Genomic DNA, 13,854 nt, shown 5'->3' with positions numbered 1-13,854 from the left:
CGGTGACTCAGAGGTGGAATCTTATGGTTAATAAAAACTTATTAAATGTTAATAAGTTTAAATTAGTCTTAAATGTTAGACCAAGGCATGATTGTCCACATGGCGAGACGGCCAATAATGGTCAACCATACAGACAGCCAACCGAACAGCAGAAAAATGAGAGAGCCCGCCGAAATGAGTAACCCAGTACAACCCCTTTGGCAGCCAACGGAAGAGGCGATCGCCGCGACCCAGATGGATCAATTTCGCCGTCAGGTGAACGAAGTCCATCAGCAGTCACTGCCGGACTACCACGCCCTGCACCAGTGGTCTGTGGATAATCGCGAGACCTTCTGGCGCCAGCTGTGGGACTTCGGGGAAGTGATCGCCAGTGAGCGGGGCGAGCGGATTCTGGGCAAAGACACCATGCCTGGTGCCGAGTGGTTTCCCGATGCGCGGCTCAATTTCGCCGAAAACCTGTTGCGTTTTCGCGATGACCGGGTGGCGCTGATCGAGCGTCTGGAAAATGGTGGCCGCCGCGAGCTGAGCTACCGGAAACTGTTCGAGCGGGTAGAGCGTCTGGCGGCGGCGCTCGCCGGTGCCGGTGTAGAAACGGGCGACCGGGTCGCGGGATTTATGCCCAATATCATCGACACCGTAGTGGCAATGCTAGCCACTACCAGTCTCGGGGCCATCTGGACGTCCTGCTCCCCAGACTTTGGCATCAATGGCGTGCTCGACCGGTTTGGTCAGGTCGCGCCGAAGATTCTGTTCGCCTGCGAAGGTTATTTCTACAATGGCAAGACGATTGACTCTCTGCCGCGCCTTGAACAGATCGTCGATCAGATCGATTCCATTCAGCAGTTGGTCGTCGTGCCGGTGGCACGTTCGCCGGAGCAGACGGAAACCGCTATCGCGGCTGTGGATCGCGCCATCAGTCTCGATCACTTTGTGAATGCGGCTCCCGCACGTGCGTTGACATTTGTGCAGACCGAATTCAATCATCCCCTGTATATCATGTACTCATCCGGCACCACCGGGGTACCCAAGTGTATTATGCACGGGGTTGGCGGCACCTTACTGCAGCACATCAAAGAGCACCGCCTGCACACGGACATTTCCCGCGACGATACGCTGTTCTATTTCACAACCTGTGGCTGGATGATGTGGAACTGGCTGGTTAGCGGGCTCGCCTGCGGCGCCACGCTGGTGCTCTACGATGGCTCGCCGTTTTATCCGGCGGCCCAGTGCCTGTGGGATATGGCCGATGAGGAAGGTATCAGTGTTTTCGGTACCAGCGCCAAGTACATCGCCGCCCTGGAAAAGGCCGGCTGCAAACCCGGTGAATCCCATCGGCTTGAGCAGCTGCGTGCGGTACTCTCCACCGGTTCACCACTGGCCCACGAGGGGTTCCGCTACGTTTACCGGGACATCAAGGCGGATCTGTGCCTGAGTTCCATTTCTGGTGGTACCGATATCGTCTCCTGTTTTGCCCTGGGTAATCCGACACTGCCTGTGTACCCCGGTGAGCTGCAGTGCCGCGGCCTGGGAATGGCTGTGCAGGTTTGGAACGATGATGGCAAATCGGTGCAGGAGGAGAAGGGCGAGCTGGTGTGTGCCACGTCTTTTCCCTGTATGCCGATCGGCTTCTGGAACGATGACGACGGCAGCAAGTACCACGGGGCCTACTTTGAGAGCTGGCCCGGTGTCTGGGCTCACGGCGACTACGCGGAAATTACCGAGCACGGAGGAGTGATCATCTACGGTCGCTCCGACGCCGTTTTGAACCCTGGTGGGGTGCGTATTGGCACCGCAGAAATCTACCGGCAGGTGGAAAAAGTGGAAGAGGTACTGGACAGTATCTGTATCGGTCAGGATTGGCGCGATGACGTACGTGTCGTACTGTTTGTGGTGTTGCGGGAAGGGGTTAGCCTGGACGACGACCTCATCCAGAAAATCCGCACCACCATTCGCGCTAATACCACCCCTCGCCATGTGCCGGCGAAGGTGATTCAGGTGGCCGATATCCCCCGCACCATCAGCGGCAAGATTGTGGAGCTGGCAGTGCGAAATGTGGTACACGGCAAGCCGGTGAAGAATCAGGAAGCGCTGGCGAATCCGCAAGCCCTGAAATTGTTCGAGGACTTGCCGGAACTGGCCGGAGATTAAACGTGGTCTTTGTGTACGGAGGGCAAGTTGCAGAGGGCAGGCGCCAACAGGTAACGCCGGGTAAAGCGGGTGCTCGCCCGGCGAGTCGCCGTCAGTATCAGTGAGCAGCCTTTTGCGGTTGGCGGGAAAGTTCCTCATTCATTTTACGTAAAGCCATACGAGTGATATAGCCACCCATCAGGCACACGAATGCGATAATACCGAGGCTCAACAGGCCGGAAAAACTGGTGAAAAGGTCGATCATTGCGTCCATTTTCGGGCTCCTCAAGGGGGGCGATAGGTCTGGATAGCAGTCTCAGCGCTAGGTAGCCTCACTGCTCTTGCTAAGTTGCCGCCAGTCTAAAGTGCGGCGTGTCGCCGCTCTTGATCTGAATCAATCGACAGCTCAATAGGCGCTCGCCGAAAACCCCGTTGAGATGTGCTACCGAGCCCTCCGCCCCATTCAGCGGGACAATGAAGATTCACTGGTCATTTACCCCCGCTTCCACTTGCTCTCGGCATGTCCTATCCGCCAAACTGCGCTACCCTGTGGAGTAGTGATTCCACGCCTATAAACTGAATAAATTCACGGAAGATCCGCATGATTACCTATCTCTACTGGGCCGCAGTCATTTCCCTGGTGGTGCTCTGTCTGTTTGCCGGTAGTCGACTTGGCAGCCTGGGCAAAGGGGCTGTCGTCGGCGCCATTGTTTTCCTGTCCGGCTGGCTTGCCTACTACTTCCACTTCGAACAGGTCTTCGTAAAGCGTTTTGGCGGTGTCATGTACATCAGCGTGCCAGACGGCCAGCGCCACCTGGGGTCCACCTGGAAGGAAGACAATCTCTGGGTAGAGAACTACGATCCCGAAACCAACCAGTGTATTTTTTCCGAATACTCCAAGGGCAATCTGCTGGAGGGGCGCGTGGTGATCAAAAACTGCAACCCGCTATTGGAGCCTGCTGACAGACCTTCCCGCGCCGCCCAATAAGTCAGGGTGCGAAGCAACTTTTTGGGTCTCCCGGCGTCGCAGTAGGGATGGTTGGCAAACGGATTTTTGTCTTGCGCGATTCTTTACCCGCTCGTGGAGCGGAATTCATACCACTCGTAATTGGCGTTCTGTTGTCGGCGTTGTTGCTTTTGCCGCAGCCTGCCGCTGCACTTCCCTTTTTCGACCGATTGCCCAAATTCAAAGTCCGGGTGCTCGAAAACCGTGAACTGCATGAGTGGCTGAAAGATCAGCTGAACGAGCAACGCAAGTCCAGTAGTGTTCTCAAATCCTACGAGGACCCCCACGACGTCGCACGCTATGAGCGTGGAACCCTGGAAAAACTGTTGCGCTCTCGCGGTTACTACGATGGTCGGGTGCGCCAGTCGGTTACCGGCGGCGAGATTCTGTATCGCGTGGTACCTGGGCGTCAGTTTCGGATCAAATCCCTCGATATCGACATGCCGCCACGCCTGCGTGCGGGTTTTCCCGGCGTTGGTCTACAGGTGGGGGACCCTCTGGAAGCCGTAAAGGTGTCTGAAGGGGTCAAAAGAATCGAAACCTATCTTGCGGACAACGCCTGCCTTTTGAATGTGGATGTGGACTACAAGGCGACCGTTATCCACAGCGAACACGCCGCGCGACTGGTGTATCGCGTGGCACCAAGCCCGGAAGTGCATATTGGGGAATTGAGTATTGCCGGGGCCACCAGCGTTAATGAAGATTACCTGCGCAAGCGATTGAAATTATCCCCGGGTGACTGCTTTAACCGCGCCAAACTGGATGCTGCCAAGCTGCGCCTGTTGCGCACAAACCTTATTGCCGGCGCCAATGCCGAGGTATCTGAGCCCCACGATGGGGTGGTGGACGTTACCTTTCTGGTGATCGAGCGCAAGCACCGTACGATTCGCCTGGGAGTGGGGTATGCCTCTGATGAGGGCGCGGGTGTATCGGCGGGCTGGGAGCACCGCAATATTCTCGGGCGCGGGGAAAAAATTGAAGTGGAGACCCGGGTCAGCGAAATCACGCAGTCTCTGAAAGGCGAATTACTGGTGCCGCGCTTTTTCCGCGATGACCAGGATCTGGCGGCCACCGCTGAGGCATCCAATGAAGATCGGGAATCCTATCAGGCGGAATCCGTCACCATCGGCGGTACCATTTCCCGGCGGCATACCAAGCACCGAACGTTCAGTGTGGGTAGTGAATTGAAGTTCAGTAAGGTGCAGGAAGAGGGCGAAGAGAGCGAGAATTACAATCTGCTTTCGTTTCCCCTGGGTATCAAAATCGATACCACCGATAACCTGCTGGATGCCCGCCGCGGAGCCACCGTGGCATTGGAGGTAAGCCCTTATTTTGACCTGAAGGGCAGCAGTACACGGTTCGTCAAGAATACCCTGGTGGGCACGGGCTACCTTACGGGCGATGATATCCGTTTTGACCCGACATTGGCGGTACGCATCAAGGCGGGGGTAATCAGTGGTATCGACAATCTGGATATTCCTGCGGATGAACGCTTCTATTCCGGCGGCGGCGGATCTGTGCGTGGCTATGCCTATCAGGCCCTCGGTCCACGGCGCCTGATCCCATCGACGGTCGCCGGTGAACCCCCAACTCTGTCTGACCCTATTGGCGGGCGAGGCCTCAGTGAAATTTCCGTGGAAGGGCGCTTTCGCTTTACCGAGACCTGGGGCGGTGTGCTGTTTGTAGATGGGGGGAATGCCTACGCGGACCCGCAACCGAGTTTTGATGATCTCTACTGGGGAATTGGCATCGGCGTGCGTTATATGACGTCGTTTGCCCCCCTGCGCTTTGACATCGCCTTTCCACTGGATCGTCGTGAAGATCTGGACGACAGCGCCTATCAGATTTATGTCAGCCTGGGACAGGCATTCTGACCATGGCTGATTCCCGCTCTGCCAAAGCCCCGCGCTCCCCCCGGCGCAGACTCTGGGCAAACCGACCGCGATTGACTCTCTTTGCGTTACTGCTACTGGTGCCGCTGATATTCAGCCTGTTTCTGCTCGGCTCTGAGGGCGGGCGCGAGCTGTTGACCCGTGGTGGCCTGTCCGTAGCGCGTTACTTTCTGCCAGATCTCGAAATCCGTGAGCAGGGTCTGCGCAGCCCCAAGTGGGGTAAGTGGACGTTCGATTTACTCGAGGTGCGCTACAAGGAGCGCATCATGGTGGAGGGAAAAAACCTCACCCTACACCTGGCGTTGCGTCCACTGTTACACAATCAGATTCATATTCCTGAAATCAGTGCGCAGTCGTTCCTGTTCGACAACCTGGTACTGGGAGAATATTTGCAGGATCACGTCAGTGAAGAGGAGGTTGAGGACGCCGCCGAAGAGGTGGACGACGCGACCGTGCCGGCTATCTGGCTCGAACGACTGGCGGTCGATCGTCTCACTCTGATTGACGGTAACCTCAAGGACTTTCCGATTGTGGCGGTGAACGGCCGCGGCAGTTATCGCTGGCCGGGCAAGCCGTCGGAGCTGATGTTGGATATTGCCGAACACGGCGGTCACGAACTTCACCTGCGCCTGAACGGGCAAATGCAATCCACGGAACAGTATCAACTCACTCTGTCTGCCAATGAATTGGCGGGCGGGTTTCTGGGGCGAACCCTGCAGTTGCCGCAGGGGAATGGGCTGGACGCCAACGGTGAATTGCTGTTGCAACTCTCTGGGGGTAATCGATTGCAGGTCACGATTGCCCGCTTTTCTTTACCTCTGGTTCGCCACCGCTTTGGCTTGAGTGGAAAGAGTGACGTGGTGTTGTCTCCCTGGTCGGTTTCTACAGAGGGGCTCATTCTGACCGTAGATGACACGCGGCATAACATTCGTGGGCGGGTGAGTGGTGAAGCCATGGACCTGCAGATCAATCTGAACCGGTTACCGGTGGCGATCACTCAGCCGTTTCAGCCGTATCTGCAAGGTGGCTGGCTTTCTGCCGATCTTGCGGTGAAGGGGCCGTTGACCTTGCCGAATGCGGATGGCTCCGTTGAATTACGCACAAGTTATCAGGCGCAACCGATTCATCTGACAGCGCAGGTGGAAACTGTCGCAAACGATATTCATATCCGCAGTGCTCAGCTGTCACTGGCCGACGCGAAAGTGGAAGCTGCGGGGCTGGTGGACATCAAGGGGGAGTCCATCGACCTCAACGCCAGGCTGGAGCCACTTCCGCTGGTGAAAATCCGCAGTATTCTCGGTGCCCTGGAGGAGACCCGCGAGATCGAAATCCCGCCGGAGTTAGACGGAACCGTGGAACGCTTACAGGTTTCTGCGAAAGGGCCCTGGGTGAATCCGGAGTTCGCCGTAGAGTTATCCACTGCGGTGCAATACCAGGAGTTTTCCGCAAAGGTGCAGGGGCATGTCACCGGCGATCCGGAGAAATTTGCCGTGCAGGATTTGCTGCTGGAGGGAGATGGGCTGCGGGTGAGTGGCAGTGGCGAGGTGGATGTGAAAGGCAAAGCCCTGCAGGCGCAACTGGACGTGGCCGCCCGAGGCTTGCAGCCGGCGGAACAATTTGACGTGCCCGTGGACCCCGGTACTCAGGTTGATCTGGATGCGGTGGTATCGGTGAGTGGCCCCTGGGACAACCCGAAAATGTCTGCGCAGCTTTCCTCGGACGGAAACTATCGGGAGTACCGATATCGCCTGCGTGGCGGCGCTGCCGGCAATGCCCAGGCCATCACCTTCGACCGTTTGCGCCTGGACCTGTATCGCGGCCAGGTCGCTGCGGGAGCGTCAACGTTCGCACGCGAACAGTCCTTGCGGCCCGATGAGGTGGTGGAGCCGCAAGAGGACTATCCCCTCCGGCAGCCTGCGGCGGAATCAGCGGGCCAGTCCCGCGAGCGGCTCGTGGGTGCGGCGGCACTGGCGCAGGACGCGGAGCAGGCGCGTCAACGAGGCAATGCCTGGCTGGAGCTCAATGGCGTTGTTGAGCCAAAGGCGCAGCGAGCCAATGGCAGTGTGGCCGGGCGCAATATTCCGTTGGGGCTGGCGGAATTAGTCGGGGTAAACCTGCCTCCTTCTCTGCGCGGTGAACTCAGCCTTGACGGAAATTTCACCGGGCCATTCCAGTCTCCGGAAGCCAGTGTGAACGTGCTCGGGCTCGGGGAATTTCAGGGGGAACCCTGGCATATTCAGGGGGATGTGAGTTATGGACAGGCGGCGGTTACCTTATCGGAAGTAAAACTGTTGTGGGCAGGGCGCAACCAGCTCACCGCCGATGGCACCTTGAGTGAACAGGCTTTGGACCTGGAGCTGCAGGCACAGGCGGTGCTGGCGGACTTCGAGGAGTGGTTGAGTGGCGACATCACTGAAAATGGTGAGCTTTCTCTGCGCGCGACCGCATCCGGTACGCCGCGCGAGCCCAATCTCGCCGGGGAACTGCGGGTCACCGGCCGTGCACCGGCGCTGCGGGACGATGCCCTGGTCCAGTCTCCGTTGGTTTTGTCTCTGACGTGGGAAACCGTAGCGGAAAACCTGCAGATGCAGCTCGGGGCCAGTCATGGCAGTCGCCAAGCCGCCGATGCCCGCGCCAGACTCGCGATCGCGCCAATTCTGGAGCAGCTGTTCCGCGACAGACTGCCAGGGGAGTCGCCACCGCTGCCGATTGATTTTGATGCCCGGGGCGAGGCAGACCTGGCCACTCTCGGGGCCCTGTTCGACCCGGAAATTCACACCATGCGCGGCAAACTGAATTTTAACCTGTCGGCAGATGGCAATAGCGGTGCCCCCAATGCCCGCGGCAGCATCAACCTCCGCAACGGTTACTACGAGCACCGCCCCAGTAACACCCGACTGCGCCAGATAGTATTTGTGGCCGAGCTGGCTCCGGATGCCTGGCGCGTGGTGGAAGCCAGCGCCCGCGACGGGGAGCGCGGCCGGGTAGAGCTGGAAGGCGCTGTGCGCTTCAACGGCCCGGAGCCCGCCACCCTGGACTTTTCCCTCGTTGCCCGCAATGCACACCTGTTGAACATGCCCGGTGCCAAGGGAGCGGTCAGCGGCGATCTGCGATTGTCTGGTGACACCACTGATGCGGCCCTCGCGGGGACTCTCAATCTGCGCCCGCTGGCCATTCAGGTGGAGCACTTTATTGGCAGCAGCGTACCGGAAATCGACGTGATCGAAGTGGAGGTCGACGGGACGACCGAGGAGCCCAGTGGTCCATCTCTGATGGAAAATATCGCACTGGCCATTCAGGTGGTACTGGATCAGCAGTCGTATGTGCGAGGCCTGGGGCTCGATTCTGAATTGAAGGGGACTGTGGATATTGCGGGTACCGCTGCCAATCCACAGGCCTCGGGCACCATCAGTATCGTGCGCGGTAAGTTTGACCTGCTGGGCAAGAAGTTCGAGCTGCAGGAAGGGCAGGTACAGTTCGAGAATAATGTGGCCGCGATTTATGTAAAGGGAGTTCATACCTATACGGAAGGTGAGATAACCGCGGAAATTTCCGGCACCACTGATGACCCGAAAATTGAATTCAGTTCGGATCCCGCTGCGGCACAGGATGAAATCTTCGCCCAGTTATTGTTTGGCAAATCTCTGACGGATATCTCACCCCTGCAGGCTGTGCGTTTGGTGAGCGTGGTGCGGACCCTGCAGACGGGTGGCACTGGTTTCGACCCCCTTGCCAGTACCCGCGACCTGGTTGGTCTTGACACCCTGGACTTCGAGTCTGAAGCTACCGAAAGTGGCGAAGATCAGTACTCCCTGAGCCTCGGGAAATACATCACCAGTCGTATTTATCTGGAGCTGCAGCGCAGCACCGATCCCCTGAATCCATGGCGTGCGGAGATGCAGATCGAGTTGCGCAAAAACCTACGTCTGGATTTCAAGTCATCAGACAACAACGAAAGCGGTGCCGGAAGTGTGGAGCTGCAGTGGAAGAAGGATTACTGAGCAGCTATATAAATTGAACACCAAAAAAAGCGATGGGAGAAAACAAAATGGAATATTCAGTCGCGGTTTTAGCCGCCGGTTACTCCCACCGGTTTGGCAGTGACAAGCGTCTGGCGAGTATTCACGGCGAACCCATGCTGCTGCGTACACTGCAGACCGCCATGGATGCGGCCAGTGCCTTTGAAGATGCGTCGGTTCAGGTTGTTTTGCGCGCGCGTGATCCAGTAATTGCCAATGGTCTGAAAAAGCTGCCGATTCAGGTGCTGCACGCACCCGTATGGCCTGTCGGAATCGGTGCGAGTCTGGCGCATATCGTAGAGCAGCTGCAACGCTCCGGCGCCAATCCCAGAGCGGTACTGGTGTGCCTGGGGGATATGCCCTTCGTGGAGTCGGAAACCCTTGTTCGCCTGCTGCAATCCTCGAGCGAAGATACTATCTGCGTGCCGGTATGTGCCGGTACCCGCGGTTACCCTATTGCCATTGGCCGCAAGTATCTGTCGGCGCTGGCGCGTATGCGCAACACCGGGATGGAAAAGCTATTGAGAATTTTTGCCGATGGCGTCGTTGATATGGACGTTTCCGATCCGGCGATAAACTGCGATATCAATCGGCCGGATGACTTCCACGCAGCAATGCGGCCGGATCTGTTCGGAAAAATTTTTGCATCTCGCGATACAGCGACGGATGCGCCGCTTCCATTGCTGTCGGAATGATAAAAAACGCCTCAGTGGCCACCGCGAAAAACTCCGCGGGCGATTGCGCGCCATAAGTATCGAGTACCGAAGGTTTCTCCGCGAGCCCCACCGACGGCTCTCCTTCCGCCATTTCCGCTTCGCCATGTAGCGCCTGCAGGCGCTGGCGCAGTTCTGCAAATGCTTCCCGCATCACCGGTGCCCAGGTTTTTCCATCGGCCCTTTTCTCAAAGGGTGGACGACCATCCACATAGCCGTCTTCTTCATCCAGTTTGTGGGCAAATTCGTGGATGGCTACATTGTGACCGTGTTGCGGCTGAGCCAGGCCCCGCTGTAGGTCCCCCCAAGACAACACCACCGGGCCGCGGTAGTGGGCCTCACCGGCCCGGGCACTCATATGGGAAGACTGTATATGTCCGTGGTGGCGGGTTTCTTCGGCCACATAAGAATCCGGGTAAACCAGAACAGTTTTCAGGTTGGGATAGCAATTGTTGGCACGCTCCAGAAGTAGCAGACATGCGTGGGCGGCGATGGCGATACGGATTTCCTCGGTAATTTCCAGGCCGTCACAGCCGACAAACTCCTTGTCACGTAGGAATAGGCTGATATGTTCTTTCAGCTCCCGCTGACGTGGCGCGGGGAGATAGGGGTACAGCGCCAGGGTAGTGCAAAGCAGATATTCCTGCTGGGCCGTCAGGGGGCGGGAACGCAGGTAGCGCCGTCGCCAGCGTTGCCACAAAACGGGTAACACCCAGGCCAGCACCGCGAGGATTATGACGATTAGAAAGCCATTCACACTGTATTTCCTTGCACCAGGTGGAAGATTGACCTCCGGTGAAATTCTGCGACCATGTTGCCCGCGTCAGAGTTGGCGCCACTGAAAACAAGATGCGCTTAGGGAAATGATTGGGGCATGGATACGGGTATTCAATTCGCGGGGGCGAATAAAGGTTTGGCTGAAATGGCAGGAATGGGGAGTAATTCCTGCGAGCAGATTGCGGTAAATACGCGGTATCAGCTGGTACCTCACGGATATGACCGGAATAATACCGGCTGCATCTGGGTTGCCAATTTCGAAGCCACGGCTTCACCGTCTCGATACTGGTTGCGTATGGAACCCTCGGGAGCACCCGGGGACCTCGCGCAGGAATCCCGCTGCCGGGATATTCCCGTGGTATTTGACCGCCGTGCTGTGGATCTGCGTTATTCCCTGGTAAAGGTGCGGCTACAGGCCGGTTTGCACTATCGTCTGTCCCTTTGGCGGCGGGGCGTTCATGACAGCGAGGTCGCGCAAGTCGTAGCAGATGCAGAATGTGCCGGGCTACCGGTCTCTCTCGCGCAGGGTTTTAATGTCTGGTATGGCACCTGTTTTTATCGTCCTGCCGACAGGGGGGCATTTTCGCGCGCCATGGCAGCACTGCCGGCTGAGCATCGTCCCCAGGTCTCTTTTCTCGGCGGTGACCAGGTTTATCTGGATACCGCTTTCTCCAATAGTGGCCTGAGTGTTATCCCGGGTTTTGGCAGCCGTAACTTCTCACCACTGGCACTGCGTTCGCGGCAGACCATCCGCCGCAAACTCAATCGAGTATTTTCCAAAGAATATCGGGATAACTGGCGGACAGGGCTCGGCTCTAAGTTGCGCTGCGGAATGCACTATTTTCTTGCCGGCGACCACGAGTTCTGGAATGACTACCCCAATCCTCCTGGTTTCCTGCCAGTGCTGTGGCCGCAAAAAGTACGCAGAGTCTGGGAAGCCTGTGCACGAAAATTATTCGATGCGTATCAGTCACCGGGACATGGTTACTTCAGCCAGTTTGATGTCAGCGATTCTCTGGGTTTCTTTGTGTTGGATACCCGGTTGCAGCGGGGCGTGGGTCGAGACGGCCGCTTCACGGACGACGCAACCTTTGCGCAGGTGATCCAATGGCTGAGAACGCTTGATCGTCCAGGTGTACTCGTTTTACCGGCGCCCTTATTGGCTCGCTGGCAATTTCGCAAACCGGGTATAGGAAAATCCCTGCTGGTGCGCCTGGGGTTTGGGGATCACTCTCTTGCGGATACCGGCCAATACCAGGATCTGGTGCGGGCACTGTGCGACTGTCCTCAGGATGTTCTGATACTGGCCGGTGATGTGCATTTCAGCCGATTTGCCCGAATGGATCTGGGCGGCAAGCAAGTGGTGGAGGTGGTTTCCTCGCCGCTTGCCTGTCTCCCCAGTGCTGTCGCCGCCCGCGATCTGACACCGGAGTTTTTCCCCGACAGGCCGACCGATGATATTCGTGCGAAAGTGCACTACTGGCGGCACGAGGAGACATGTGAGAAACCCCGGGCACACAAAAACGGCAACAACAACTTTGTGACGCTGGGGTTCAAGCCTGGCGATAGTGTCGATGACATTCAGGTGAATGTCGTCTGTTGGAATATCGAGGGGCGTGATGCGGATGGTGCGTTGATCCCGCAATGGCAGGTTTCTGATCTGGTACTGAAAAAGCACCGCCCGGCCGTCGCTGAACCCGAATCCGAGTCAAGGCCGGCACCACCGCCGCAGCAAAGCCCGGTCGCGGTGGCTGACCCCGAGTACTGAGAACAATAAAAAAGAGAATCATTATGTCGAGATCCCTGTTTATCCTATTGGGGCCGATCCTGAGCGCGGGCTTTTATCTGTTGCTCTCCGCGTTGGGCATGGCTTACCTGCCTGCGGTTACTGCTGCCATCACATTGCTTACGGTGATTTGGTGGATCACCGAAGCTCTGCCGATTCCTGCGACATCGATTGTGCCGTTCGTGCTGCTACCGGTGTTTGGTGTAGCGGATCACAAGCTGGTGGCGTCGTCTCTCGGCAGTCATGTGATACTGCTGTTGATGGGCGCCTTTATGTTGTCGAAGGCACTGGAAAAAAGTGGTGCGCACGAGCGGCTGGCACTGTATATGTTGCGGCTAGTGGGGGTTTCCAGCGGTCGCCGGCTGGTGTTGGGTTTTATGCTGGCGGCGGGGCTGCTCAGCATGTGGATCTCCAACACCGCCACCACACTGATGATGCTGCCCATCGCTCTGGCGATCCTTTCCCGCGTGAACAATCACCGCCTCACTGTTGCGCTGATACTCGGAATCGCCTACGCCGCAAGTCTGGGGGGGGTAGGCAGTCCATTGGGTACGCCGCCCAATGTCATTTTTATGGGAATCTATGAGGAAGTGACCGGACGTGAGTTCAGCTTCGCCAGCTGGATGAAGATCGGTTTGCCGGTAGTGTTGATCACCTTGCCGCTGATGGCGCTGTGGCTGACTCGGGGTATTCAGCTGCGCAAATCTCTGGAGGCGCCCAAGGTGGGGGCATGGCGCGCGGAGGAGGTGCGCACCCTGGTGGTTTTTGCGGTGGCGATTCTGTTCTGGGTGACTCGCAACGAGCCGTTTGGTGGCTGGAGTGAACTGTTAGGCGTGTCGAATGCCGGCGACAGCACTGTGGCTTTGGCTGCGGTGGTATTGATGTTCCTGGTGCCGAATGGCAAGGGCGGGCGCCTGCTCGACTGGCAGACCGCGGAAAGCATTCCCTGGGGCATGTTGCTGCTGTTTGCCGGTGGTATAGCCATCGCCAAGGGGTTCGCCGCATCCGGCCTCAGTGACATGATGGGGCAGGGGCTGACCTTCCTCACGTCCATGCCCTTGTGGCTGATGCTGATTCTGTTGTGCCTCTCGGTTACTTTCCTGACAGAAATCACCAGTAATACCGCCACCGCGACCCTGCTGATGCCAATTCTCGCGGTAGTTGCCAGCAGCGCGGGGTTTGATCCAATGGTATTGATGATTCCGGCGGCGATGTGCGCCAGCTGTGCCTTTATGCTGCCGGTGGCCACAGCCCCCAATGCCATCGCCTACGGCACCGGCAAAATCCGCATTCAGGAAATGGTACGGGAGGGGGCTATGCTCAGCGTGCTCGCGTCGCTGATCATTGCCGGGGTCTGCTGGGTAATGCTGGTTTAGCCGGCCCTGCGGAGTATTTGACTGTATATTTGTTGGGCTATAGATTTATTGACCTCTATTTATCCTGATTGCCTGCAAAAAAGAAGGTCTGTTTTGTAAAACACCGAATCCCTTGATCTGCTGACGTGAATTGGGTTTCCTAGTCGGCTTATCCATGA

General features: G+C 57.5%; 9 protein-coding genes. 7 read left to right on the top strand and 2 right to left on the bottom strand.

Annotation, left to right across the window (positions count from 1 at the left end; translation table 11 throughout):
- Positions 1–174 precede the first annotated feature (174 nt).
- The gene (locus AU11_RS08025) at positions 175–2,148 is read left to right on the top strand and encodes an acetoacetate--CoA ligase (protein WP_043318556.1); all 1,974 of its coding nucleotides are present in this window, start codon (positions 175–177) and stop codon (positions 2,146–2,148) included.
- Between the two features lie 97 nt (positions 2,149–2,245).
- On the opposite strand, the gene AU11_RS18055 is transcribed toward AU11_RS08025, so the two are convergent.
- Positions 2,246–2,401, bottom strand: a complete 156-nt coding sequence (locus AU11_RS18055; protein ID WP_081848018.1) for a DUF3149 domain-containing protein — start codon at positions 2,399–2,401, stop codon at positions 2,246–2,248.
- Positions 2,402–2,728: 327 nt separating this feature from the next.
- Here AU11_RS18055 and AU11_RS08020 point away from each other — a divergent pair, with 327 nt between their 5' ends.
- The 4 genes from AU11_RS08020 to AU11_RS18050 all read left to right on the top strand — a co-directional run bounded on the left by AU11_RS08020 (position 2,729) and on the right by AU11_RS18050 (position 9,739).
- Positions 2,729–3,115, top strand: coding sequence for a hypothetical protein (locus tag AU11_RS08020; RefSeq protein WP_043318554.1), 387 nt, complete (start codon positions 2,729–2,731; stop codon positions 3,113–3,115).
- Positions 3,116–3,186: 71 nt separating this feature from the next.
- Positions 3,187–5,007 (top strand): autotransporter assembly complex family protein, encoded by a 1,821-nt coding sequence (locus AU11_RS08015; RefSeq protein ID WP_043320226.1) that lies wholly within the window; start codon positions 3,187–3,189, stop codon positions 5,005–5,007.
- A gap of 2 nt (positions 5,008–5,009) precedes the next feature.
- Positions 5,010–9,026 carry a translocation/assembly module TamB domain-containing protein gene (locus AU11_RS08010; protein ID WP_043318552.1) on the top strand — a complete coding sequence of 1,339 codons (4,017 nt, stop codon included), beginning with the start codon at positions 5,010–5,012 and terminating at the stop codon, positions 9,024–9,026.
- A 47-nt stretch (positions 9,027–9,073) separates the two neighbouring features.
- Positions 9,074–9,739, top strand: a complete 666-nt coding sequence (locus AU11_RS18050) for an NTP transferase domain-containing protein (protein ID WP_197023804.1) — start codon at positions 9,074–9,076, stop codon at positions 9,737–9,739.
- Here the strand turns inward: AU11_RS18050 and AU11_RS08000 are convergent.
- Positions 9,630–10,514, bottom strand: coding sequence for a zinc-dependent peptidase (locus AU11_RS08000; protein ID WP_081848016.1), 885 nt, complete (start codon positions 10,512–10,514; stop codon positions 9,630–9,632). The two genes, AU11_RS18050 and AU11_RS08000, sit on opposite strands and share 110 nt — an antisense overlap.
- A 156-nt stretch (positions 10,515–10,670) precedes the next feature.
- On the opposite strand from AU11_RS08000, the gene AU11_RS07995 reads away from it, so the two are divergent.
- Positions 10,671–12,302: a hypothetical protein gene (locus AU11_RS07995; protein WP_156035224.1), complete on the top strand. Its 1,632-nt coding sequence runs from the start codon at positions 10,671–10,673 to the stop codon at positions 12,300–12,302.
- Between the two features lie 23 nt (positions 12,303–12,325).
- Positions 12,326–13,696 (top strand): SLC13 family permease, encoded by a 1,371-nt coding sequence (locus AU11_RS07990; protein ID WP_369797803.1) that lies wholly within the window; start codon positions 12,326–12,328, stop codon positions 13,694–13,696.
- Positions 13,697–13,854: the final 158 nt, after the last annotated feature.

This window comes from Microbulbifer sp. HZ11 (assembly GCF_000708675.1).
GTDB lineage: Bacteria > Pseudomonadota > Gammaproteobacteria > Pseudomonadales > Cellvibrionaceae > Microbulbifer.
Note: the sequence above shows the minus strand (reverse complement) of the source record. Positions and strands in the feature narration are given on the sequence as shown.